A 23,787-nucleotide genomic window follows, 5' to 3' on the forward strand; every position below is an offset into this window, starting at 1 on the left:
ACCTCACAACCAACGCATTCAAACGACACGGCGACCGAACAGGTTCCCGAAAAGCAGTCACCTGCAATTCGAGCTTTCCCCATCACCATCTTGTGAAGAGTATCTGCAATTTTAAGACGATTGATGTGAATTTGTTCACTCATTAACGGTTTGGTAAGACTAATTGCTGATTTACAACACAAAAGTATCACTTCGATACAATGCAATGTTTCCAAAGCGATAACCAATGCCGCCCGCAATGGTTGTTCGTTTCAATCTATGCAGTGGTCACAACCTAAGATTGCGGCTCTCTGTTAGGCTGGATGACCTTCACTTCCGCTCTAAGTGTCTGCGCTATGTTCGGAAGTTTTGGAATACGGGCTTAACGCAATGCAGATCGTCTGGTTCAAACGCGATCTTCGCGTGCAGGACAACTCCGCCCTTGGACGTGCTGCGGAGTGCGGAGAGGTGCTTCCGCTTTATGTCGTAGAACCGGACCTTTGGCAGCAACCTGATATGTCTGCCCGCCACTGGGGCTTTATCGCCGAAACGCTCGAACAATTGCGCGATGATCTGGGCAAGCTGGGTCAGCCTCTGGTTATACGAACCGGGGAAATCACTCAGATCCTGTCAGATCTACATGCTGCGGAGCACCTCTCTGCGCTTTGGTCGCACGAAGAAACCGGCAACAACTGGACCTATCGCCGTGACCTGAAAGTGGCTGAGTGGTGCACTGAACACGGGGTGCGATGGCGTGAAGTTAAAAATCACGGCGTACAACGCCGAATGACCTCGCGCGTAGGGTGGGCCAGACGCTGGGACGCCCATATGGCGCAACCCAAAGCTCTGCCGCCGGTTCTGTCAGCGCTTGAAATGGATCTAGGCCGTGTGCCGTCCTCGAAGGATCTGCAGCTTGTGTCAGATCCCTGCCCGGATCGCCAACCCGGTGGGCGAAGCGACGGTTTAAAGCTTTTGGACAGCTTTTTACACAGTCGAGGAGAAACCTATCAACGCGCAATGTCTTCGCCATTACAAGGCGCGTACGCCTGCTCGCGCCTGTCGCCCTATCTGGCTTGGGGGGCCGTTTCGATGCGCGAGGTGGCACAGGCGACGGGGCAGAGGCAACAAAATTTGAGTTCGGGTGCGCAAGCCTGGCGCAAGTCGCTGCGTTCTTTTTCGGGTCGTCTGCATTGGCATTGCCACTTCATCCAGAAACTGGAAGACGAACCCAGGATCGAATTCAAGAACCTGCACAAGCTTTACGACGACTTACGCCCTGTGCAGCCAGATCCCGCGAACCTGTATGCCTGGGCCAATGGTCAAACAGGTTATCCCTTTCTGGATGCCTGCATGCGTTCACTTAGAGCAACGGGTTGGCTGAACTTCCGGATGCGGGCGATGGTAATGGCAACCGCAAGCTATCACCTTTGGCTTGACTGGCGCGCGCCGGGTTTGGAATTGGCGCGGCTATTTACCGACTATGAACCGGGCATTCACTGGAACCAGGTCCAAATGCAATCCGGCACAACCGGTATCAATGCTGTGCGGATCTACAATCCCGTCAAACAGGGAAAAGATCAGGATACGTCCGGCGTATTTACACGGCTATGGGTGCCAGAGTTGGCCGCGATAGCCGATCCTTACCTACAAGAGCCGTGGTCCGCACCGAATGCTGCGGCGGTGGTTGGCACGCTCTATCCCGAGCGAATCTTTGACCACCTTGCCGCCGCAAAGCTGGCACGCGAGAGGATTTGGGCTGTCCGTCGCACTCCGGCCTTTCGCATCGAAGCCGCCGCCATCCAGTCCAAACACGGAAGTCGCAAACGCCGCTCATCGTCTAAAGCACGATCAAAACCTTCGGCCCAACTGAGTTTACCACTGGACGGCTAACCGATGCGCATGCGCAAGAAATCTGACCTACCCTACAAAACTTGCATCAGATGTGGGCGACCTTTCACATGGCGTCGGAAATGGGCAAAGGTCTGGGATCACGTTCGCTATTGCTCGGACCGATGCAGGCGCGCCAGATGATTAGCCTGCTAAAGCATTTAGCCGTGACATGCACCTCACGTTTTCAAAGAAATAGTGAACTCATTCACCCCTCAAAGAACGCGCCCTTGAATAGAACATGTCACGGACAGCTATACGCTCTCTCTCGCTGTCATGATGGCCAGACCTTCCGCCACAGCGGTAAAAACGGATGCAAAAGAATGCTCTGCAGCCGGGAAAACACGCCGCATCGTTTCAGGGACAATGGCCATCAGGCTAGAGCCGCCAACATAGACAACCCGGTCGATCTGTTCTGCAGTTAAATCCGCCAGACGCAACGCTTCTTGCACCCCAGTCTCCAACCGTGAAGCATGATCGTTAAGACTGTCGGCCACCAGCGCGTCACTTAACTGCAAAGCCAACCCAGCCTCAAGCACGTCAAGTTTGATCGCCGGATTTTTTGACCCTGAGTTCACAGCAATCTTTCCACGTTCAACAGCAAAGGCCAGTTCATGCCCCAATTCGTGCTCAAGCACCGAAGCAAGGCGGGCCAACCGTTCAGGTGACTGGGCCAGTTGTATCATGTCACCCACCGTGCGCCGGTTCTGCGCCGTGTACAGAAACGGGATCACCTCCCAGGTCGCCAGGTCGTTAAATATGGCGTTGGGGGCCTTCGATGCCCCGCTGCTAAAAACATCCCGAACCATCGAACCTTTGCCCAAAAGCGGCATCACATGATCAATACTGATCGCGCGATCAAAATCCGTTCCCCCAATGCGCGCGCCGTGATTGGCCAGAATCTCTAATTCGGCTGCATGGGACCGAAAGACCGAAAAGTCAGACGTTCCACCCCCAATGTCGACAACCAGCCCAGTACCCGAGCCGCATTCAGTGGCACCTGTCGCGATGGCCGCTGCGGCGGGCTCAGGGCAAAACTGAACATCCGTAAATCCGGCGGCTATGTAACATGCGCGCAAATCAGCTTCTGCCTGAGCCTCTCGCGGGTCGTTCACCCCATGAAAAACTACAGGTCGCCCCGATACAACGCGTGTGCATGGCACACCAAGTTCGGCCTCTGCCTGTTCCCTCAGTTGGCGCAGAAAAGAACCGATGATTTCGACAAATGTCAGCCGCTCGTTCAAAATCTGCCGCTTTTCATGCATTAAAGCAGTACCCAAAACCCGCTTGAGCGCTCGCATGAAACGCCCCTCCTGCCCATCCAAAAGCGCTTGGTTGGCGGGTTCACCAATCAAGGTTTCCCGCGTTTCGAAGTCAAAAAAGAAAGTGGTTGGAAGTGTCTGTGCACCGCCATCGAAACGTACAAGTCGAGGCGCGTTTGCATTCATGTAAGCAACAGCTGAATTTGACGTACCAAAGTCGATGCCGATCCACGGGCAGATGGGGGCCATGGCGCATGTCTCCGAATTGTCTGAGCAAAGAGCGTCGGGCCTAAAGTTTTCTCAAACCGGGGTCAAGCCTATGTACCCGTGGCGTCGCCCTGATGCGCCGCGTAACTGGCTTCCAGCTCATTTTTCAAGAAGTCCCCGAAGTTCAAAGGTTCAAACCTTGGCGCACCGGTCCCTGCAAGAGGCGCAATATCGGTGGAAACGTGCGGGTCGAAAAAAAATGGCACAGAATAACGGTCTTGGCCGCTGGTATTGATCACACGATGCGGCGTGGACAAGAGGCGACCATTGGACATACGGTGCAACATGTCACCGACATTGACCACAAACGCGTCTGCAATCGGGGGCGCATCAATCCAATGGCCAGCAGGTGTCTGAACCTGCAAACCGCCAACGTCATCTTGCGCCAACAGGGTCAAAGCCCCAAAGTCTTTATGTGGGGCTGATCCAAACAGATCATCCGGGCTTTGCGCTGGTTGCGGCGGATAATGAAGCAGACGCAGCCACATAGTTGGCTCTTCAAAAGCTGCCAAAATCGAGCGGTTTTCAGCGCCGATGGCCTCCAACGCCAGCCCTAATAGCTTTTGGCCCAACTCGGTCATTGCCCTGGCATAGGCCTCACAAGCGTCTCTAAATCCTTCAAGTTCAGGCCATTGGTTTGGCCCCGACAGGTAGACATCCGGGTCAGCGACGGCATCCTCGCGCATCATCATGAAGGATGCCGACTGGTTCGGTTTGGTAACTTCGGCCAGTTCGGAATTCACGTCTGTAGACGTGTTGATAGCAATGTAGCCGCGATGGTTTTTATCAAGTGCGATAGCTTGTTTCGCAGCTTCTGGCAGCGCATGAAATCGCCTTGACGCGGAAAAAACGGCGGCACGCAACTCGGGATCGACCCCGTGATTAATGACGTATCCAAAACCGCTCTTGCCATACGCTTCCAGAAAGGCTTGCGCCAATTTGGTTGTGTCTTCACCGCGGATGAGCGGAGCCAGATCAAGCACTGGTATTTCAGTAAATTCAGTCACTTCAGATCTCCGGCCCTTGAAACTGTGCCGTGTTGAAAGAACCCGAAAACTTGACGGCGAAGCTCATGCCCATTCATTCCTTAAGCTGTGAATCGTCAAATAGATTCAATACAAACAACATTCCTCTGCCTTGACACGATTGCCAAGGGCACATGGTCTAGCGCTCAGGACTTAGATGAAAGAAAAAGGCAAAACGACTGTCAGGTGCAATGCACAACAGGAATGCGTGTCTGAAGCTGATCAATTAGATCTCGTTCTTGGAGGAAGACATCCAATTCCGCATTCGGCTTCGCGGCTATCCTTGCTCAACCCAATTTAGCCTACCACTCCACGCTCTCATACGTTTCTGTGTTGATTTGCGTAACGTCAGAAACTTGCTGAACCGTAACGGGTTCCGCCATGACATCGGGGTGCGACCCATCTGAAGCCTCTCGCTCAACCGCGTCGATCTGATCTGCGGCAACATCCCAAGCAACGTCAATAGCTGGTTCCCCCGCAGCGACATCAGCATCAGTCAACGTGACGCTTTCGCCCAAAACGCCGACCTCTGGAACGGTATGCTCGTCCCCAACGGCAATTGTGAAATTTGTCTTAGATGTAACAGTGGCACCATTAAAGGCAATTGAATCAATCGCGACCTCGCCGCTGATCACTCCGGCATATTCTGGAGGGGGTGAGATTTCTAATGCATCAAGGTTCCAGCCTGAAAGGTCGGCCGGGCCACCATCTGTGACAAGCGCGTCTTCCCCGCTGCTCAGGATCGTTGCAGGCGGCAAACCCTCAACCCTGACACCCGTATTTTCGCTGACCGAGGCGATCTCGACCGCAATATTCAGCGTGCCGTTCACGTCGACTGCGGCGTCGTGATCAGGTTGAACCATTTGGCGACCCTCGAAACCCGGGCCTTCCCATTCCAATTTCAGTCCGGCGCGGCCAAAATTCTCGAAATACCGAAGCTCGATATCATGCGTGCCGGGCTCCAGGATAATCTGACCCGAGTCGCTGCGATAACTGTGGTTCCCGTCATCTTCAACGACCTCGTGCCCATCGACATAAAGCACCACACCATCGTCTGCCGACGTGAAAAACGTATAGGTGCCGCCCTCATCAATTGTCACTTTCCCTTGGAAACGGGCCGCAAACGTATCTTTGGACCCCCCGTCCCAGAAGGATCCGTGCCCATTGTCATAGTCAATTTCTGACTTGATTTCTTGGTGCGTTGGATCTGCGTCCCAGGTCACGTCGTCCAGTTTTCCAATCCGTTGATTTGAGTCGAAATATTCTGCATGGAAACCCGTTTTCACTGCTATGCTCGGCTCAGCAATCTGCGCCGCTTCCACGGCAAAGCCCACCGGTTGGCTAATTTCGGTCAAACCGTCGCCTGACACAGTTAGCAGAGCTTCAACTTCCCCGACAAAGTCATGAGGCGTTGTGACGGTCAGCGTTTCCGCAGCAATACAGGTCAGGTCGACGCTGCCATCGTTGCCGACCACCAAAGTTTGATCGCCAGCCGCCACTACAGAGCCTGCAGGCAGACCTTTCACCGTTAGCGTCACAGTCTCATTCTGATCGGCATCAGGGTGGACAACACTCAATGGTGTCGGGACCCCCGATACAGTTGGCACCGACGTCACATCTGGCGCTGAAACAAGTTCCGGTCCGTCCATCCCGGGGCCCTCCCACTCCAGCTTCAGCCCGGCGTGACCATAATTCTCGAAATATCGCACCTCGATATGATGTGTACCGGGATCGAGGTGAACCTCGCCCGACTTGGTCTGATAAGCGTGCAACCCGTCGTTTTCGATCACAAGCTGCCCGTTGACCATCAGTTGCGCACCATCGTCCCCACCCAAGTCGAACCGGTAGGTTCCGCCTTCATCCACTTGCACTGCGCCACTGATCTGCACTCCGAAAGTATCGCGGGAGCCGTCCTCCCAAAAAAACTCGCCACTGTTTTGGTAGTCGATTTCGGAAATGACCTCCTGATGGGTCGGCTCCGTCGCCCAATCAATGTCCTCCAACGAGGACAGGCGTTTGTTGACGTCGAAATACTGTGCGTGAAACCCTGTCGAAACCGTCAGGTCCGGGGTATCCGCGACGTTAACAACAAATGTCTCTGACGTGCTGAGTCCGCCAGCATCCGAGACCTTCACCGTCACATCCACCGTTTTGGCATCTTCATAGTCGAGAGCCGCGTTTTCTTTCAGACGCAAGACGCCATCTACAACTTCGAACCGATCATCCGAGACGGAATAACTGTGGCTGTCATGACTGTCCGGATCGTGAAAGCTAAGTTCGCCCACAATCGCGCCACTGGCATTTTCGGCGAGTGTATTCGGTGTGACTGTCAGAGTAATGTTGTCGACCAATGCCCCATATGTATCGTTTTCGTCAGCTTGTTCGCGCAGCTCCAGCCTGTCTTCACCTGTGCCGATGACCTGCATGTCGAAAGTGGTCCAGTCGGTACTTTCCGGGTTCAACTCGGCAATCAGTTCGTTGTTCCAGTAGACTTCGACCGTATCTGTGCCGTTGGCCAATCTCTCCCGCAGATCAAGCCCCAGGTCGTAAACCTGACCTTTGCTGGTCTGGACCGTCTGGCTAAAGCTGTCGACGCCACGGCCCGCGTCCAATTCCAGGTGTTGCTGACCATCCGAAGCTTTGGTCCCACCAAGGTTGTCCCAAATCTCCATCCCGGCCGTGCTGTCCCAGGCACCTGAAGCGTCGTTCTTGAAGGTACCCCATCGTCCATGGTCTAGGTCAAACTCCTCGAAACTGCCGTTTTGAACAAGGTTGCCGGTATTCGTGCTCAGCGTCAGACCGGTCGGCGCTTCGTTTTGGTCTGTCACGTTTATTGCGAACTCTTCTGAATACGAAGACCCAGCCGCATCAGTGGCAGTGACTTGCACAACAACCTGAGAGTCGACTTCGAAATCAAGTTCGATCCCGTCCTTTAGTTTCAATTCACTATCCACAACTTCGAAACGATCGTCCGAAACCGAAAAGCTGTGACGGTCACCATCATCCTCATCTTGCACAGACAAGACCCCAACGACTGCCCCGCCCGCATTTTCAGCGACTGCAGCATGCGAAAGGTTCACGCCAGTAACGGCATCGTTGGCGTCTGTAACCTCAATGGCGAAAGCTTCGGTATGCGAAGACCCTGCCGCGTCGGTGATTGTGACTTGCACATCGATCCGCGCTTCTGCTTCGTGATTCAGGGCAATCCCGTCTTTCAGCTTCAACTCTCCGTCTACAATTTCAAACCGGTCGTCCGAGACCGAGAAACTGTGGTGCTCCTCATCATTGCGATCATGCGCAGACAGGGTCGCTACCGCTTGTCCATCGGCGTTCTCTTCAACCTTGATGTTTCTGATGGGCACGCCAGCAGGCGCAGGGTTTGGCAGCATGTTTACGGACAGAGGTTCATCTGAATTGACTTGATCCGCCAATTCAACCGGCTTTACCCGGTCAGCAGGGGCGCTGTGGGCGGTCATTGAGGCATTGGCAGAGACTTTTGTTTCAACCTCAAAACTTTTAGGTTCAAAGTTCTCACGTCGATAAACAGTATTGGAAGGCTGCTGGCTTCCGGACAACGAAGGCACAGGCACAATCGGTGCTGGTGTTTCTGTCGGCGCGTCGACCTCGGAAGGTTTCACTTCATCCTGTGCCTGATGCGCAAACGCAGCATTTTCTTCCAGCGACAGGCGCTGCGCCCCTTCGACGGTTTCGCGCTGGGCTAAGCTGCCCTCGTGTTGGTCACCAGTATGCAATGTGCTGCGGCTTTGATCTTCGGGTGTGACCTGCACCGATTTGGAAATCCCAGAGGCAAAGATCTCTTTTTCACGCAAGTCCTTTGGCACATTGGAGTTTAAACCCGACCCGCCGCCATTCATTTCACCCATAACAAACCCCTATTCCAATTCACTGACACAGAACGGTAACGTGGAGTCGTAAATCTGGCCTTTCGTTTTCCCCCTTCATTTTAGTCAAATCCTTCCGATGAGAAGCATGCAGCTTCATGAAACAGAAAGGATTTGCAACGCTTCCTAAGCCGGGCAATCGGACGGAGCTGAGATGGAAGACAAGGGATTCAAAGGGCGCGACAGTTCCCTTGCAACCAATGTACTAATCCTTGCCGCGTCGTTGTCATTGAACATTTTGGCGCTGATGGTGCCGATCACGGTATTGCTGATTTTTGACCGGGTGATCCCGTTTCAGTCGGTCGAGACTTTGAGAATGCTGACCTTGTTTCTTCTGGTGTCTGTATCAATCGAACTGGCACTGAGGTGGAGCAGAGCGACGCTGCTCAACATCACTTCGGAACGGGCCGCAGTCTCGAACTACCGCCGTTTCTTAAGCCGAATCCTTCACGCCAGCCCGATTGCTTTTTCGAAACACGCCGGTTCGACCTATCTTGACCGCTTTGCAGCTATTGCCCATTTGCGCGATCACAACGCAGGTCAGAACCAAGCGCTGATGATTGATCTGCCATTTACGCTGGCTTTTGCCGCGATGATTGCATTGATCGGGGGGTGGCTGGTCATTGTTCCGGTCATCGGGCTGATAGCCGTTACAATATTCTCTCTGGCGATCAAACGAGCGCAGTGGACATTGTTCGACAAGCGTAAAGCGCTGGACAGCCGTAGGTATGCCTTTTTGTCCGAGGTGTTGTCTGGCAGCCAAACCGTCAAGGCCAACCGAATGGAACGCCAGATGACTCGCCGTTTCGAAAAGCTCGAAGATCAGACAGTAGACGTCAGCGAACACCTGATCCGGCTCTCTGGGCTTGCGCAAAACTTTGGAGCAGTATTTGGGCAGGTGTCAGTTGCCGCCATGGGATTGCTGGGTGCATTTCTGGTGATCCAAAACAAAATCGGCATCGCCGAAATGGCAGCCTGTATGCTGTTGAACGGACGGATCATTCAGCCGCTGACCAAGCTTTTAACAGTGTGGGTACAATCGGAAAACGTCGCCTTTTCCCGCAGCAAACTCAGTGAAATTGATGCGCTGGACACCGTTCCGACCGCACCCGAAAGCAGGCTCCCAATCCACGGCAGGATCACAACACAAGGCCTGCAACTCGGACAAGACCAGGCCAATCCCGCTGTGTTGAGCAATTTGCAGGTTTTGCCTGGTCAGATCGCTTTGGTCTCCGGCTCGGCGCGATGGCAAATCGATGCGTTTTATGACACAGTGGCCGGACGAACCGTACAAGACATCGGAGAGGTGCTGATAGACGGAACTGACGCGCGATCTTTGGCGTCTTGGCGGGGGCGCGATGCCATAGTTGTTCTGGAACGTGACCCGGCCATTTTTTCCGGCACGTTGTTGCAAAACCTCAGCGGCTTTGGAGACGACGAACAGATTAAGCGCGCAAAAGAGTTTACCGACCTATTAGGGCTGGACCTTCGGATCAATCGCTTGCCGATGGGTTACAACACCGTTCTGGGGTCAGGCAGTACATTCGAAGACGACCCCGTGAATCGTCAGCTGATTGCCCTTGTGCGTGTACTGGCACTTCGCCCGAAAATCCTGATCATGAGCGAACCGACATCTGTTCTGGACACTACAGAACGGGATGCTTTTGCGTCTTGTCTTGCCAACATGCCCAACCGACCAACCATTCTTGTCGACAGCCCTGACCCACGCCTGCAAAGGCTTGCAAGTGTAACTTGCTGCGTAACCTCTCAGGCAGGCGATGAGGTTGCAGGCTGGAATGCCGACTTGCTCACCGACCAGATCGCTGCACAAAACAGACTGGATGTGGCATGACCCAGATACACACGCATGACGCGACTGTTTTGTTGAAGAAGGTGCTGTTGGTCAGCGGCTGGCAGAACGAGACGGACACGATATCAGAGGCCTTCCCCCATCTGTCCGAGACATTAGACCCGGATGAGTTGGTCCAAACACTTGAAAATCTGAACGTTCCATATGAGCAGACAACGTGCCGTGAAAACGAAATAACACAGGACGATTGCCCGGCAATGATAATCCCGGGTCATGGAAAGTGTTACGTAGTTCTTGGGCGCAGCGGCGACACACTGCAAGTCGCAGATTTGAGCAGTAGCTCTACACGCCCGCTTGAACAAAAAAGTACTCCGTGCACATTGATCCGCGTCCAACAGTTTACAAACCACCTGACCCAGCAACCTCTCAGAACGGTTTGGGGGTCGTTTGGGCTATTGCGTGAAATGATGCTCGGCCTTTTGCTTGCCGCGTTTCTAACCAACCTGCTTGGCTTGCTCGCGCCGCTATTAGTCATGGCAATTTACGACCGGGTTGTTCCCTCGGGCTCAGTCGACCTTTTGTTCGGCTTGGCAGTGGGCGTCGGTATCCTTGCCGTTTCGGATTTTTTATTCCGTAGCATCCGTACAAAAGCCCTTGCCCAAGTCGGCAAGAAAGGAGAACGCGCACTTGCCGTCGGGCTGTTTTCAAAACTAATGCGTCTTCCATTGTCCCAACTGCGGAAATCTAATGTAAACCAACAAATCGCTCGTTTTCGTCAGATCGAATCCTTACGTGAGCTTTTCACCGGTCAGCAGATGATCGTTCTGATCGACTTGCCATTTGCGCTCATGTTTCTTGCTGTACTTTCATATTTAGCCCCATCTGTGGGTTTGCTTACACTTGGGCTTTCAGCTCTACTTTTCGCTGTAGGGGTTGCCTCACTACCGATCCAAAAGCAGCTGGACCGGACAGCTGCCGAGGCCACCCGAGCCAGTACGACAGGTATCGAGGATGCCGTCGCGCATCAAAGCGCACTGGTAGATCTAGGGATGCAGAACCAATGGCTGGCGCGATATTTGCCTCTAGCAGAAGAAGCTGAGGTCGCTGCGAAGAATGCGCGGCAACTACGGACCTTGACTCAGGCCCTTTCTCAAACAGTGGTCACGCTTGGATCCGCAGGGGCGATTATCCTGTGCGCCCACGGCGCTGTTGAGGGGAGCATGAGCTTTGGGGTGTTAATCGCTTCGATCGCGCTTGTATCAAAAGTGCTGTCCCCGGTGCAGGCTTTTCAGTCCTCGCTTGTGCAATTGGACGGGCACCGAAGCAGTCAAAAGCAGGCCGACCAGGTTCTGACTCTGCCGGAAGAATTTGAACTCGGTTTGGGTCGCTCACACCAAAAAACACTAAGCGGGGCGATATGTTTCCAAAACGTAAGCTTTCGCCCCGACCCGTTGAACCCGGCACTGCTGACTGCGGCTGGTTTGCATTGCGCCCCGGGTGAGTTGGTTGTTTTAATGAGCCGCGACGTGGCAAACCGAACTGCGGTGCTTGATCTGATCAGCGGGTTGGCAACACCATCGGCGGGTGTGATCGAACATGACGGCATCGACATCCGCCAAATTGCACGGGACGAGCTGCGAAAATCCCTGACCTATGCAACCTACGATCCACGTTTGTTCCACGGCACTGTGAAACAGAACTTCCGCCTTGCCGCCCCAACTCTGAGCGAGGCCGAGATCAAATTGGCACTCTATAAACTGGGTATTCTTGACGAGATCGAAGCGTTACCTGACGGGTGCGACACGCGACTGACTGCTCAGCGGATGTCTGGTATGTCCGATGCGTTGATCAAGTCTTTGGCTTTGGCGCGCAGTATGGCGCGGTTATCCTCTGTTCACCTTTTCTCGGAACCCACCAACGGGTTGTCACACGAGTGTCGTTCTCGATTCAGATCTTGGTTGAACGATCAAAAACCCAACAAGACCATCTGGGTTGCCACCGCAGACCGTTCGTTGATGCACATGGCAGACCGCCTGATTTATTTGAACGGGGACCGGGTAATTGTGAACGACACGGGGCCTGCGGCAGTCAAAAAGATACAGTCCGTTTTAAAAACACTGGAAGGCTGAAAATGGGGTTTTCTTCAAAAAACAGACGGGCATTGGGCCCCTTTGCAAAATCGAAACGGAAGTCACAGATACGCCCGATGCGACTTGCAGCGCTGGTTGCCATGGTTTTTTCGGGCATGGTCGCAGCGCTGATCGTGCTGGCTGGGCGGACAATTGTCCCACAAGTCACGCGCGCACCGGGCACGATCATCCCGATCGGGGACTACACTCAGATCGAAGTGATGGATGGCGGTGTCGTTGACAGGGTTTATGTGCAAGACGGAGCGCATGTGCAGGCAGGTGACGTGCTGGTTCAGCTCAGCCACCCCGACCTGAGCAGAGAGCAGCAAAAACTGCGGGAACAGATTGCGACACTGGACCGCAAACTGACGCATGGGCGTATCATTTTGAAGATGCTGGAGAGCGGCGATAAGCTCAGCACACCGGAGTTGATTGCGCTGCGCCGCCAGAACCAACACCGCGCGGCTGCAACGCTGGAGATCTACGCCGAAAGCCAGCGTATGAAGCGTATTTCGATTTCACAACAACAGGAAACACTTGAGATTCTGAAAGCCTCTCAAAGTTTCACGGTGGAACGTGTCACGAGAAAACGGGCGGAATTGGAACGCGCTCGACTGCTGCATGATCAAGGCCTGACAACGGCACGTGATCTTGCCCGGGATGCTGATCAGCTGGACGCACTGCAAACTGCGGCATCTGAGGGTGAAGTGCGTCTGGCACAGGCGCGCAATACTCTGACGATGGCTAGGGCCGATCTTGCCGAACAAACCTTGAGCCTTCGCGAAGCAACCCTCAGCACATTCGAGGAGTTAAGCGATTTACGCAGCGAACTGAGCGTTTCATTGCGCGTTGTGAACCGAAAGCTAGACGGCTTGCGAATTGTCGCTCCAACGACGGGGATCGTGCAATCGGTCGCCTTCCCCAACCAAGGCGAGGTCATCGCGCCGGGGGAAACAATTTTCGAACTGCTCCCCTCCCAACTGGACCTAATGGTCGAAGCTCGCATCCCGAACAGTGAGATCGGCTACGTCAATTTGGATAAAGAGGTTCAAATGACGGTGGATACCTATGACGCGCGGCGTTTCGGCAAGGCACAAGGTCGAATTGTGGCTGTGTCTCCTGTTCCACTGGTGGATGATCAAACCGGGGACACTTACTTCCGTGCCTCGATCCGGTTGAAAGAACAGTCTGTTGGGGCCGGCGCATATAAACGCCCGCTGCAGGCTGGAATGACGGTAGTGGCGGAAATGACAACCGGTGAAAGCTCGTTGCTCACTTATATGTTGAAACCGGTCCATCAGACGATGCGCAACGCTTTTTCCGAGCGTTAACTTCATAACCCACAAACGTTCAACTCTCCGGGTGCGGAGGATTCGGGTGCCCTTCATTCTCTGCTGGCGCCCCTTTTCCCGACCGATCAAAGCTGCGCGGAACGCATGTCTGCAAGGGCCAAAGCAGACTAACCCGCTCTTAAAACCTAAAGCGTTACGGTCCTTTGGCAGAAATTCTGAAAACCTCAATATCTTGGTTTAAACCTCGAACAGCGTGGCGACCAACGGACTGAACCTTGTTTCCCATGTGTTTCGCAACACGCGAAGTGATCAGGGTCTTTTCACCCAGTATCTTACAAAGATCCTGAACACGGCTAGCGACATTGACGGTCTGTCCAACAACTGTGAAGTCCAATCGATCAGGGCTGCCGATATTGCCAAATGTCACAGGACCAAAGTCGATGCCGATAACAAATTCGATTGCATCTTGGCTTCGTTCATCCGCTTGTTTGTTGTATTCGTCAAGATTGGCCAAGGCTCCAGATGCAGCCTCGACCGCCGATCTGCAGGTGGACTCGTCGCTGTTGTCGGCCTCAAAAACTGCGAGAATGCCATCGCCCATGAATTTGAGCACATCGCCGCCTGCGTTCTGAATTGGCGAGACCACCATTTCAAAATAGTCTCCCATCATGGCCAGCAGTTTTTCCTCGTGCCAAGCTTGCGCCTTTTCGGTAAACCCCCTGAGATCCGCAAACAAGATCGCGGCTGAAACCGTTCTGTGTTCCCCGCGCTTAATGTGCCCCTGACCGATCTCTACCGCTGGACCATGACCTAGATAAGTCTGCAACAGGCTTTTTTGTGACTGACGCATAGCTATGGGTTCCAAAGCAGCTGCAAGTGCAAAACGCGACTCTTCAATGTATCGAATGTGCATGTGGGAAAACCCGGTTTCAGCATTTGAAGTGAAACTGGTGCCTTGAACCGATCCATTCCCATGTTCCAACGGAATGGCCAGAAAATCCGTGGCACCCGCTTTAGCTAGTTCCGAATAGATCGGGTGTTCATCTTCAAGGTTGAGGTCCGTCAGCCGCTTTCGCAGAGAGCGGCGGTGCGTGACGATGTATTCAAATGGGCTGCCATGCCACGCACTTGTCGATAGCACAGTCGTGGGAACCGTATAGCGGTGGGTATTTTCAGGGGTCCAGATAATACCCCATGCGCTGAGCAATGGATTTGAATAGTTTTGTGCAATCCGTGCCCGTGCCAATGGTACACCAAGCTTTACAAGGCCTTCGCAATAGCCTTGAACGATTGCGGTTTCATCCCCCAACAACCGTCCTTCAGAAATCAGCCAATGGTTCAGTGCATCAATTTCGGACACGAGCCTCTCGCACAAAATGGAGGTGTTTACAGTCTACATATCAATTCCTAGGAGAGAACCCGCACTGATGCAGACGCTTTTGAAATTCTGCATCAATGCGGTTTGCCAAACGGGCGGCGGTTTCGTTTGGGGTATGATCAACTGACAGCGGCGGCTTTGGTAGGGTCATCCTCAAGTTGTTTCAACAAGCGTGCCTGTTTAACTTTTGGATCCAAGTCCGGGTCGGTTAAATGAGCCAACATGTCCGGTACGGTCGCTTCGATTTGATCTTGCGAGGCCAGCGCCATCCCATGAGCCACAAAGGGGCGCAGATAGGTCATTCCGGCAAGGTTCGCGGTTTGCTGGAAAGGCTTAAGAAACTCGGCCATCGTGTAATTGTTGTACCCTCCCGCGTGGTAACTGTGCTCGGGCCCACCTGTAGAGACAAGGATCAGAAACTCGCGCCCCTTCAGATGATCCCCACCGGTTCCGTAGGCAAAGCCATAGCTCAGAACCTGATCCATCCACGCCTTCATGACAGGCGGCGCAGAGTACCAGTAAAACGGGAACTGAAATACAATCCGGTCATGGGCCATCAGCAATGCTTGTTCCGTTTCGATGTCAAAACGCAACTCAGCACCACCGATATCGGTCAAATCGCGTGTGGTGACTTCTTGCGCGTCTGAAAGCGCATCGAACCAGACTCGGTTGATCCGGGATTTGCTCAGGTCTGGATGCGCGGTGAGAACGAGTGTTTTCATGTGTCTGCCTCTTGCAGAAGTTTCGCTGAATAAACGGTGATGAGGGGGCGACCATCGGGACGCGTGTCAAACCGCCAGTTTTCCTGAACCCGCGCTTCGATATGTTCTCCGCTCACGGTTGTGGCACGAAACAGAACTTCGAACTCCGTAGCGCCCGGCGTGACCTTTATCTTGCTGACGTGATGTTCGGTCGGGCGCTGCAAGGTTGCAAGTACGTCTGTATACCACGCGCGCACCCGAGCGTGCCCTGTCAAGGTCGCGTCAACATCCGGCATGTCCCAATCCACATCGGGGTGTAGGTCCTCAAGGAATGCCTCGATCGGATCAAGCCGGTCAAACCGCGCGAACCAATCTGCGATAAAGGAACGTATTTTGGGATAGTCGTTCATGGAGTTCACCATTCGGCGACTTAATCAGCCAGCCGGTCCGGCAGCGGAGCCAGATCATACTGCGACCAGAAAAACGTATTTGCTGCATCCTGATCGGCAGAAAGGTTCGTCGCTTCGACGATCTTGCCCTCTTCGATGCGATAGACCAGCGCCCAGGTCGTATCTACATTCGGTTTTCCGTCTGCATTCGACCAACCGCGATGAATGTCCACGACATGTGTTTCATCCGCGCCGAAATAGATCGGCTGGGCTTGGAACCCGGCTGTGCCCAATTGTGCGAAGAAGGCGAGCACTTCCTCACGCCCGTTCTTCGTTCCAGACAATGGGTGACGACCCGGAATGTGCCATTTGACGTCCTCGTCCATCACGGCAGCAATTCCGTCCAGATCGTTCGCGCCGTAGGCGGCAAAAAAGTCTTGGACCACTTTGATGTTCTCTTCCGGTGAGGCCGCCATGGCGGTGTCTCCTGCGATGATTGCGGTGGCGAGTGCTGCGGCTTTGGTCAGGGTTTTCATCTCTTGTCCTCTCAGGCGCTTAGGCGTCGGGCAACTGCAACGCTTTCTGCCGGTCTATGCTGTGATGACGAGAACTTAGTTATTTAGCCTTTTCGTGATAATTCCCCCAAAATTCACTTCTTTCATGTATAGAATCGAACAAAGCCAAGATCGGGGATCCTATGCGCTTACCGCTTGCAACGCTTGAAATCTTCACCGCCATAGCAAGGCACGGGTCGCTGCGGGCCGCCGCAGACGCACTTGGCATCAAACCATCGACAGTGAGTCATCAGTTAAAGTCGCTGGAAGATCAGCTGGATACGGCACTTTTCATAAGAACAACGCGCTCAATCAGCCTGACCGAAGCCGGGCGTGCGCTCATCCGTGGAGCGGGCCCAGCCTTTGACCAACTGTCCGAGGCGGTAGAAAGTGCACGCAGCACAGGCCATGCCGCCCGTGGTACGCTGAAGTTGGCCATGCCTGAATTTGCGTACCATTTGTACGTGAGCCCGATCCTGAACAGCTTTTGCGCCAAATTTCCCGAGATTGAGCTGGAGCTGTCATTGACGGATGCGCTCTCGGACATTTTGGGCGAAGAATTACATGCTGGGTTCCGGTTGGGGGACCGAGTTGCGCAAGATATGGTCGCGGTTCGACTTACTCAGCCATTGCAACTGGCTGTATCAGCAAGTCCGCACTATCTGACTGCCCGCGGCACGCCCATGGACCCACGCGATCTTCTTGAGCATAACTGTATTCGATACAGGTTTCAGTCTTCTGGCCAGATTGCTCCGTGGCGTTTTGAAGCCAGAGAGGGACCGTATTCCGTTCAAGTGCAAGGCAATCTGATCACAAACACTTTGCCAGCTTCGGTTGATCATGCAAAACAGGGGTTGGGGCTGGTTTATACATTCCGGGCCTTTGTGGCCGCTGAAATCGGAGCAGGCCACCTTAAGCCTGTTCTTGAAAACCATCTGGGCCAGACGCCCGGTATTTTCCTTTATTACCCGCGGGAATACAGGGGCATGATGCCCTTAAAGCTGTTCATTGAGCACATAAAACAGCTAAGAGGTTCTAAGTAGAAAAATAAGAATACTCTTTCCGTTCAAGCAGCATCAGTTAAGCACTGAACTGGTGCCACTTCCGACAAATCGGGCGAGATTCGCACCATATCAGACAGTTGGGGGACTGGCTTGGACGCCCCCTTGAGGATCAATTCAGCTGGAACGCTGGTTGCTGCGGCTAAAGCTTGCGACAGTGGTGTACCGACTTTAGTCACCAGATTCCGTATGGCGGTTGTCAGGTCCAAATCCGCCCCTGCCAATGTACCGTCTTGCAGTGTCAGTCTGCCCTCCTCGCGCCGGATAAGCCGCCCTTCCAGATGAAACTCTGATTGATCAGTGCCAGCCACGGCCATCGCATCGCTGACCAAAAATATTTTTCCCGGCCCGCGTTTGGCTACAAATGCAGCGCGCATCGTTTCGGAGTGAACATGCACAGCGTCTGCGATCAAACCTGCAGAGAGGTTCCCGCTTGCCAGCACTGCACCTACCAAACCGGGCTCGCGACTGCCGAGTTGGCTCATTGCGTTGAACAGATGCGTCGCGCAGCGGGCACCAGCCTTTGCGTAAGTGATGCAAGTGTCAAATGAGGCGTCGGTGTGGCCCAGCGAGACGATAATCCCCGCCTGGGTCAAAGCCTTGACCTGGTCAACCGAAACATTCCCTGGTGCCAACGTGACCATCAGCGCAGGTAATTCGCGGGCGGCAGTCAAAAGCTGATCAAGATCAGCTTCCTCCATCGGGCGGATCAGCGCGCCGTCATGGGCACCCTTGCGACGCACCGACAAATGCGGCCCTTCAAGGTGCAGACCTGCAATGCCGGGAACCCCCTGGCGCACCGCCTGTATCGCAGCCTGTATGGCAGCAGTTGTTTTCTCTGGCGTGTCCGTAATCAGCGTCGGCAGGATTGCAATTGCCCCCAACCCGCGATGTGCCTGAGCGATCCGCTGCAACGTTTCGACCGAGGGCGCGTCATTGAACATCACACCTCCCCCGCCATTCACCTGCAAATCAACGTAGCCGGGACTGAGGATGTCACCTGACAGATCCTCAATCCTTGTGTCAGTCGGCAGTTCATTTGTCGGTATTATCGCGTCGACTGTGCCGTCTACAAACCGAATGGCATGATCTTGAAACAGTGTCTCTCCGTCAAAAATCGGACCGCCGGCGAAGGTGATGATTGAGCCATTCATACTGTTTCGGTCACTTTCCGAAGATGGCGCGGTGTATCAGGGTTGATGCCGCGACGCGCAGCGACGGCTTCAACCATCCCATAGAAAGAAGCAATGGCAGCGACAGGATCGGTCATCCAATGCGCTGTCCGCACATGCGGCAGCGAAACAGCATCCTTTACGCGATCCGTCGTCGCAAAAACCTGTGCACCCTTGGCCGCAAGTGCATCTGCGACCTCTGCAATATTTGCCTCGGCAGCATCGCCAGAGGAAAAGGCGAGGACCGGAAAACCTTGATCCACTATTGAAACCGGACCGTGCAACACTTCGGCAGAGGAGTAGCTTTCGGCGTGGATCTGGCAGGTTTCCTTGAACTTTAACGCCGCCTCGTTCGAGATCGCCCAGGACGTTCCGCGGCCCAACGTGAACAGCGACTGGCCATCGATCGCATCGATTACAACACCCCAGTCGCAGGCAATGGCCTGCTCCAGATCTTTCGGTAGGTTGCGGATGGCCGCCAGCAAATCTGCGTCGCCTTTGATCTCGGCCAGCAACCAAAGCCCCGCAACCAAAGACGTCACAAATGTTTTGGTCGCCGCAACACTCAACTCTGGCCCGGCATGAATGGGCAGCGCGGCCGAGGCAACATTCGCCAGGGCCGAACCGGTATCATTGGTGATCGCCACAGAATAAGCGCCGCCTTGGGTCAGCGATTGGGTCAGGCGAACAATGTCTGGGCTTTGCCCAGATTGCGACACCGATATGCACAGCGCGTTTGGACAGCGCATATCGACGCCGTAGATCGATTTGACGCTTGGCCCAACCGACGCCATGGGCAGGCCCAGCAACAGCTCTGACGCGTATTTCAGATAGCTGCAAGCATGATCGGATGATCCCCGCGCAACAGACATCAAAAAGAGCGGATCGCGCGCGCGCACTTCTTGCGCCGCTGATTTGACGGCCTCGGATCCTTCGGTCAGCAAGCGGTCAACGGCGACAGGTATTTCGTTGATTTCCTGCCGCATAAGCGTGAGTTGGTTGGACATCAGGTCCGCCCTTTCAGTTTGATAGGCGCAGTTCGGCCACGAAATCGTAGGCATCCCCGCGATAGATGGAACGGGTGAGTTCGGCCACACGTCCGCTTTCCAGATATGACGTACGTTGAATACGCAATCCTGCCGTCCCCTCGGCTACGTCCAGCAGCCGCGCTTCGGTTGCTTCAAGATTGATGGCCGAGATCTTTTGGATCGCGCGGACCGGGCGATGACCTGACTGTTCAAGTACGGCATAAAGCGACCCGGTCACCTCGGTGGGGTTGGGTAGGATGTCCAATGGCAGCGCGGCGCGTTCTAAGGCCATCGGGCGTCCTCCGGCTGCACGCAGACGGTGGATCCGGGCCACTTGATCATTGGCCGACAGGCCCAACGCCAGCATTTCATCGGGTGCGGGCAGGAAAATTCCCCGCTCCAGCCACTTCGAGGTCGTTTCAAAACCACGCCGTTCCATATCTTCTGTGAATGAGGTCAGATGTGACAGAGATTGCTCGACCCGCGCGACTGGTTCCCGCACAAAAGACCCTGAGCCTTGCCGTTGCTCGATTGTTCCTTTGCGCACCAACTCCTGAATGGCCTTGCGCACTGTAACACGCGACAGGTCGGTCAATTCCGCGATCTCACGTTCGGGCGGCAGAGAGCTGTTTGGCGGCAGGATACCTTCCTCGATCCCCTGTTCAAGCCGCTGGCGCAGCTGCACATAACGTGGTCCGGCAGACTGGCCCAGCCAGCCCTCGGGCTTTAGGAAATCAACAACGCTCATGTTCGACCTCCTCTTTGAACGCTTGCGCCAAAGCGATTGCCCCTGAAAGCGGATCGCCTGATGGCTGCGTTAAAACTTGCTGCATCTCTTTTGGCAAAAAGGCAGCGTAGTGCGGACCTATCCCGCCAGTCAGGCAAATGGGAACACCGGGGATCCAGCCCATCTTTTCCAGCCTGTCCGCCAAATAGCCGGCACCCGCCTGCATGATCGACATCGCAACTGTGTCCCCCTTCCCTGCAGACTGTGTGACGACGGGTGCCAGAGCACCAAATTCCGTAGGAGACATTGTCGATGCGGCTTTGACGATACCAGTCGCACCCTCGAACTGGCGCAGCAAGTGCCCGGACATTTCAGACGACGCAATCACCCCGTCGGCACATTCCAGCACCTCGGACAATGCCCGTTTTCCGACCCACTGAGCCGAAGCCTGGTCCCCCAACACCGGCCCCCATCCTCCGGCAAATCTTGGCTTTCCACCCTGCTGCATGGCTAGAAAAGACCCGGTGCCACAATGCGCAACAAAACCGTCACGTGGCCCTAACGCCCCGCGAAGGGCAGATGGGCGATCATCTTCTATGCGCACATGTTCAAAGGGCAAGGCCGCAGCCAGACGATCAGCTACGGCGGGCCCCGTGACACCTGCCAAACCCAGATATGCCGGCACTTTGGCGAGGTCTGCGAAGTCAATACCAGCTTGTTGACTCAAGGCGGCCAATCCTTGCGAAAGCTCAGCACAGGACGCATCGAAATCGGTCGACACGTTCGCCGACCCAACCTCAACCCGCCAGCTTCGAGCACGATCCGACAAAGCGAGGCGGCACCGCGTACCTCCACCGTCTATTGCCAAAACCAGATTATCCATGCAGCGAGTCATGAAGAGACCTTTATAATACCTTTGCCGAATTTAGAAGGCCAAAATACGACCTCATGCGAGTTTAATTGCATTATTGAGGGAAATAAACAAAATGGTAGACTAATGGTATCTAAAAGGTATGATGCCGAGAGACCGGGGGAGAATCACTTGAACACACCTGTGACAGAACAGTTGCACCCAAATGCAATCGGGCTCGACACGCGCCCGCTGTCAGATGTCGCCGCCCTTCTGGCGCAGTCGCAAGCCTTGGCCGCGTCTGCGCCACTGGATGCGGTGGGCCCTATCTGTGACGGGGCACAGGCCATGGCGGCCACGGTCCGGGCGAAAGGCGTTCTGCGCTATTTGGCGGCAGGTTCCTCTGGCCTCATGGCTGCAGCGGATGCTCTGGAACTTGGGGGCACTTTTTCCATCCCGGCAAATCAGATCCAAATTCACATGGCGGGCGGATTGCCTTCCAGCGCAGAGATGCCCGGAGATGTCGAAGACATCTCGACCACCCTAACAGATGAGTTGGCTGAACTTTCCGCCCGTGACACTCTGATCGCAGTTTCGGCCAGTGGAACTACACCATACACCGTCGCGGCCGCTCGCATTGCTCGCGACAAAGGTGCCCAGGTCATTGGCATCGCCAACAACGCTGGCTCCGAACTCTTGCAGCTATCGGACCATGCGGTCTTGCTGGAGACCCCGCCGGAACTTGTATCCGGCTCGACCCGAATGGGCGCAGGCACCGCGCAGAAAATTGCGTTGAATATACTTTCCACACTGATGGCTGTCGAGTTGGGCCATATTCAGGACGGAATGATGATCAACCTACGCGCCGACAACGACAAGTTACGTGCTCGTGCCAACGGGATCGTCTGTCAGCTGACGGGCGTTGATCCCAAACAAGCGGCGTCGGCACTGAACATCACGGGCGGCGACCTCAAATGTGCGGTACTCGTCGCAGCAGGTGTCGGATCTGAAGAAGCCGCGCAAGCACTTCTGGATGAAACAAACGGCCACCTCCGACCCGCAATGAACCGATTGAAACGAAACAACGAAAACACAAACCTGGGAGAAGCAAAATGAAACGCAAAGTTCTAAGCCTGGCTCTGATGAGCACAGCGCTGGTCACAAGCGCCTATGCACAAGAGGCTACGCTGACAATCGAAAGCTGGCGCAACGACGACCTGGCCCTCTGGCAGGAAAAGATCATTCCCGCCTTCGAAGCAGAGCACCCGGGTATCAAAGTCATCTTCTCACCCTCCGCGCCTGCCGAGTACAACGCGGTTCTGAACTCGAAACTTGAGGCCGGATCGGCCGGTGACCTGATCACCTGTCGCCCGTTTGACGCTTCGCTGGCGCTGTACGAAAGCGGGCACCTAACTGACCTGTCCGACCTCGAGGCCATGGGCAATTTCTCAGATGTTGCGAAATCCGCATGGCAGACCGATGACGCATCCGCCAGTTTCTGCGTGCCTATGGCGTCGGTGATCCACGGTTTTATCTACAATAAAGACGCCTTCAATGAGTTGGGCCTTGAAGTCCCCACCACAGAGGCCGAGTTCTTTGCCGCTTTGGACAAGATCAAGGAAGACGGTACCTATATCCCAATGGCGATGGGCACAAACGACCAGTGGGAAGCTGCCACGATGGGCTATAACAATATCGGCCCGAACTACTGGAAAGGCGAAGAAGGCCGCCTGGCGCTGATAAAAGGCGAGCAGAAACTGACGGACCCGCAATGGGTTGCACCTTATGCGACACTGGCTAAATGGGCGGACTATCTGGGCGACGGATACGAAGCGCAAACCTATCCCGACAGTCAGAACCTGTTTACCCTCGGTCGCGCCGCAATCTACCCGGCGGGCAGCTGGGAAATCGCTGGCTTCAATACGCAGGCCGATTTCGAAATGGGCGCTTTCAAACCTCCGGTCCAGAATGCAGGCGACACCTGCTATATCTCTGACCACACTGACATTGGCATCGGCCTGAACGCGGCCAGTGAAAACCAAGAGGCCGCAAAAACTTTCCTGTCCTGGGTCGCAAGCCCGGAATTCGCCAGCATCTTTGGCAACGCGGTTCCCGGGTTCTTCCCCCTGTCCAACACTCCGGTCGAGCTGGAAGACCCGCTGGCCAAGGAAATCGTCGGCTGGCGGGATGAGTGTGAAAGCACAATCCGTTCGACCTATCAGATCCTGTCGCGTGGCACGCCAAACCTGGAAAACGAAACCTGGGGTGCATCTGTCGCTGCCATTAAAGGCACGGAAAGCCCCGAGGCGTTGGGCCAGCAGTTGCAGGACGGTTTGGCCAGTTGGTACGCACCCCATCAGTAAAGCCTGAGCGC

At 54.7% G+C, this 23,787-nt stretch carries 19 protein-coding genes; 8 read left to right on the forward strand and 11 right to left on the reverse strand.

Features of this window, described 5'->3' with window-relative positions; translation table 11 throughout:
- Positions 1-369 precede the first annotated feature (369 nt).
- Positions 370-1,869, forward strand: coding sequence for an FAD-binding domain-containing protein (locus tag ACXADZ_RS19360; protein WP_475199029.1), 1,500 nt, complete (start codon positions 370-372; stop codon positions 1,867-1,869).
- Positions 1,870-1,878: 9 nt separating this feature from the next.
- A complete protein-coding gene (locus ACXADZ_RS19365; RefSeq protein ID WP_475200129.1) occupies positions 1,879-2,010 on the forward strand; it encodes a DUF2256 domain-containing protein in 132 nt (43 codons plus the stop codon).
- Positions 2,011-2,120: 110 nt separating this feature from the next.
- Here ACXADZ_RS19365 and ACXADZ_RS19370 read toward each other — a convergent pair whose 3' ends face one another.
- The 3 genes from ACXADZ_RS19370 to ACXADZ_RS19380 form a co-directional block, all read right to left on the reverse strand.
- Complete coding sequence (locus ACXADZ_RS19370; RefSeq protein WP_475199031.1) at positions 2,121-3,377, reverse strand: Hsp70 family protein; 1,257 nt, start codon at positions 3,375-3,377, stop codon at positions 2,121-2,123.
- Positions 3,378-3,445: 68 nt separating this feature from the next.
- Complete coding sequence (locus tag ACXADZ_RS19375; RefSeq protein WP_475199033.1) at positions 3,446-4,402, reverse strand: isopenicillin N synthase family dioxygenase; 957 nt, start codon at positions 4,400-4,402, stop codon at positions 3,446-3,448.
- Positions 4,403-4,722: 320 nt separating this feature from the next.
- Positions 4,723-8,304, reverse strand: a complete 3,582-nt coding sequence (locus ACXADZ_RS19380; protein WP_475199034.1) for a PA14 domain-containing protein — start codon at positions 8,302-8,304, stop codon at positions 4,723-4,725.
- 172 nt (positions 8,305-8,476) lie between these two features.
- Between ACXADZ_RS19380 and ACXADZ_RS19385 the strand changes: the two genes are divergently transcribed.
- The 3 genes from ACXADZ_RS19385 (at position 8,477) to ACXADZ_RS19395 (ending at position 13,592) form a co-directional block, all read left to right on the forward strand.
- Positions 8,477-10,174: an ABC transporter transmembrane domain-containing protein gene (locus ACXADZ_RS19385; protein ID WP_475199037.1), complete on the forward strand. Its 1,698-nt coding sequence runs from the start codon at positions 8,477-8,479 to the stop codon at positions 10,172-10,174.
- A complete protein-coding gene (locus tag ACXADZ_RS19390) occupies positions 10,171-12,261 on the forward strand; it encodes an ABC transporter transmembrane domain-containing protein (protein WP_475199038.1) in 2,091 nt (696 codons plus the stop codon). Before ACXADZ_RS19385 ends, ACXADZ_RS19390 begins: the two co-directional genes overlap by 4 nt.
- A 77-nt stretch (positions 12,262-12,338) precedes the next feature.
- On the forward strand, positions 12,339-13,592 hold the full coding sequence (locus ACXADZ_RS19395; protein ID WP_475199039.1) for an HlyD family type I secretion periplasmic adaptor subunit: 1,254 nt from the start codon (positions 12,339-12,341) through the stop codon (positions 13,590-13,592).
- 154 nt (positions 13,593-13,746) lie between these two features.
- Here ACXADZ_RS19395 and ACXADZ_RS19400 read toward each other — a convergent pair whose 3' ends face one another.
- The 4 genes from ACXADZ_RS19400 to ACXADZ_RS19415 all read right to left on the reverse strand — a co-directional run bounded on the left by ACXADZ_RS19400 (position 13,747) and on the right by ACXADZ_RS19415 (position 16,557).
- Positions 13,747-14,913 (reverse strand): adenylate/guanylate cyclase domain-containing protein, encoded by a 1,167-nt coding sequence (locus ACXADZ_RS19400; RefSeq protein ID WP_475199040.1) that lies wholly within the window; start codon positions 14,911-14,913, stop codon positions 13,747-13,749.
- A gap of 137 nt (positions 14,914-15,050) precedes the next feature.
- Positions 15,051-15,653, reverse strand: a complete 603-nt coding sequence (locus tag ACXADZ_RS19405; protein ID WP_475199043.1) for an NAD(P)H-dependent oxidoreductase — start codon at positions 15,651-15,653, stop codon at positions 15,051-15,053.
- Entirely contained in the window at positions 15,650-16,042 is a 393-nt protein-coding gene (locus ACXADZ_RS19410; RefSeq protein WP_475199045.1) for a nuclear transport factor 2 family protein, read from the reverse strand. Before ACXADZ_RS19410 ends, ACXADZ_RS19405 begins: the two co-directional genes overlap by 4 nt.
- 20 nt (positions 16,043-16,062) lie before the next feature.
- On the reverse strand, positions 16,063-16,557 hold the full coding sequence (locus ACXADZ_RS19415; RefSeq protein WP_216600462.1) for a nuclear transport factor 2 family protein: 495 nt from the start codon (positions 16,555-16,557) through the stop codon (positions 16,063-16,065).
- Between the two features lie 161 nt (positions 16,558-16,718).
- On the opposite strand from ACXADZ_RS19415, the gene ACXADZ_RS19420 reads away from it, so the two are divergent.
- The gene (locus ACXADZ_RS19420) at positions 16,719-17,618 is read left to right on the forward strand and encodes a LysR family transcriptional regulator (protein ID WP_475199047.1); all 900 of its coding nucleotides are present in this window, start codon (positions 16,719-16,721) and stop codon (positions 17,616-17,618) included.
- 23 nt (positions 17,619-17,641) lie between these two features.
- Here ACXADZ_RS19420 and nagA read toward each other — a convergent pair whose 3' ends face one another.
- The 4 genes from nagA to ACXADZ_RS19440 are packed head-to-tail and all read right to left on the reverse strand — an operon-like array spanning position 17,642 to position 21,446.
- A complete protein-coding gene (gene nagA / locus ACXADZ_RS19425) occupies positions 17,642-18,790 on the reverse strand; it encodes an N-acetylglucosamine-6-phosphate deacetylase (RefSeq protein ID WP_475199048.1) in 1,149 nt (382 codons plus the stop codon).
- Complete coding sequence (locus ACXADZ_RS19430; protein WP_475199049.1) at positions 18,787-19,815, reverse strand: SIS domain-containing protein; 1,029 nt, start codon at positions 19,813-19,815, stop codon at positions 18,787-18,789. The genes nagA and ACXADZ_RS19430 overlap by 4 nt, the downstream gene beginning before the upstream one ends.
- A gap of 13 nt (positions 19,816-19,828) precedes the next feature.
- Positions 19,829-20,584 (reverse strand): GntR family transcriptional regulator, encoded by a 756-nt coding sequence (locus ACXADZ_RS19435; RefSeq protein WP_475199050.1) that lies wholly within the window; start codon positions 20,582-20,584, stop codon positions 19,829-19,831.
- A complete protein-coding gene (locus ACXADZ_RS19440; protein WP_475199051.1) occupies positions 20,571-21,446 on the reverse strand; it encodes a glucosamine kinase nucleotide-binding domain-containing protein in 876 nt (291 codons plus the stop codon). Before ACXADZ_RS19440 ends, ACXADZ_RS19435 begins: the two co-directional genes overlap by 14 nt.
- A gap of 159 nt (positions 21,447-21,605) precedes the next feature.
- Here ACXADZ_RS19440 and ACXADZ_RS19445 point away from each other — a divergent pair, with 159 nt between their 5' ends.
- Both ACXADZ_RS19445 and ACXADZ_RS19450 read left to right on the forward strand, forming a co-directional pair.
- Positions 21,606-22,529, forward strand: a complete 924-nt coding sequence (locus ACXADZ_RS19445; protein ID WP_475199053.1) for an N-acetylmuramic acid 6-phosphate etherase — start codon at positions 21,606-21,608, stop codon at positions 22,527-22,529.
- Positions 22,526-23,776: an ABC transporter substrate-binding protein gene (locus ACXADZ_RS19450; RefSeq protein WP_171187420.1), complete on the forward strand. Its 1,251-nt coding sequence runs from the start codon at positions 22,526-22,528 to the stop codon at positions 23,774-23,776. Before ACXADZ_RS19445 ends, ACXADZ_RS19450 begins: the two co-directional genes overlap by 4 nt.
- Positions 23,777-23,787: the final 11 nt, after the last annotated feature.

It is taken from the genome of Ruegeria sp. ABM4_193 (assembly GCF_056158705.1).

What these genes read in the sequence shown, in the direction of transcription:
- ACXADZ_RS19360 (WP_475199029.1), top strand. Translation starts at nt 370, where the DNA reads ATGCAGATCGTCTGGTTCAAACGCGATCTTCGCGTGCAGGACAACTCC.
- ACXADZ_RS19365 (WP_475200129.1), top strand. Translation starts at nt 1,879, where the DNA reads ATGCGCAAGAAATCTGACCTACCCTACAAAACTTGCATCAGATGTGGG.
- ACXADZ_RS19370 (WP_475199031.1), bottom strand. Translation starts at nt 3,377, where the DNA reads ATGGCCCCCATCTGCCCGTGGATCGGCATCGACTTTGGTACGTCAAAT.
- ACXADZ_RS19380 (WP_475199034.1), bottom strand. Translation starts at nt 8,304, where the DNA reads ATGGGTGAAATGAATGGCGGCGGGTCGGGTTTAAACTCCAATGTGCCA.
- ACXADZ_RS19385 (WP_475199037.1), top strand. Translation starts at nt 8,477, where the DNA reads ATGGAAGACAAGGGATTCAAAGGGCGCGACAGTTCCCTTGCAACCAAT.
- ACXADZ_RS19390 (WP_475199038.1), top strand. Translation starts at nt 10,171, where the DNA reads ATGACCCAGATACACACGCATGACGCGACTGTTTTGTTGAAGAAGGTG.
- ACXADZ_RS19395 (WP_475199039.1), top strand. Translation starts at nt 12,339, where the DNA reads ATGCGACTTGCAGCGCTGGTTGCCATGGTTTTTTCGGGCATGGTCGCA.
- ACXADZ_RS19405 (WP_475199043.1), bottom strand. Translation starts at nt 15,653, where the DNA reads ATGAAAACACTCGTTCTCACCGCGCATCCAGACCTGAGCAAATCCCGG.
- ACXADZ_RS19410 (WP_475199045.1), bottom strand. Translation starts at nt 16,042, where the DNA reads ATGAACGACTATCCCAAAATACGTTCCTTTATCGCAGATTGGTTCGCG.
- ACXADZ_RS19415 (WP_216600462.1), bottom strand. Translation starts at nt 16,557, where the DNA reads ATGAAAACCCTGACCAAAGCCGCAGCACTCGCCACCGCAATCATCGCA.
- ACXADZ_RS19420 (WP_475199047.1), top strand. Translation starts at nt 16,719, where the DNA reads ATGCGCTTACCGCTTGCAACGCTTGAAATCTTCACCGCCATAGCAAGG.
- nagA (WP_475199048.1), bottom strand. Translation starts at nt 18,790, where the DNA reads ATGAATGGCTCAATCATCACCTTCGCCGGCGGTCCGATTTTTGACGGA.
- ACXADZ_RS19430 (WP_475199049.1), bottom strand. Translation starts at nt 19,815, where the DNA reads ATGTCCAACCAACTCACGCTTATGCGGCAGGAAATCAACGAAATACCT.
- ACXADZ_RS19435 (WP_475199050.1), bottom strand. Translation starts at nt 20,584, where the DNA reads ATGAGCGTTGTTGATTTCCTAAAGCCCGAGGGCTGGCTGGGCCAGTCT.
- ACXADZ_RS19440 (WP_475199051.1), bottom strand. Translation starts at nt 21,446, where the DNA reads ATGGATAATCTGGTTTTGGCAATAGACGGTGGAGGTACGCGGTGCCGC.
- ACXADZ_RS19450 (WP_171187420.1), top strand. Translation starts at nt 22,526, where the DNA reads ATGAAACGCAAAGTTCTAAGCCTGGCTCTGATGAGCACAGCGCTGGTC.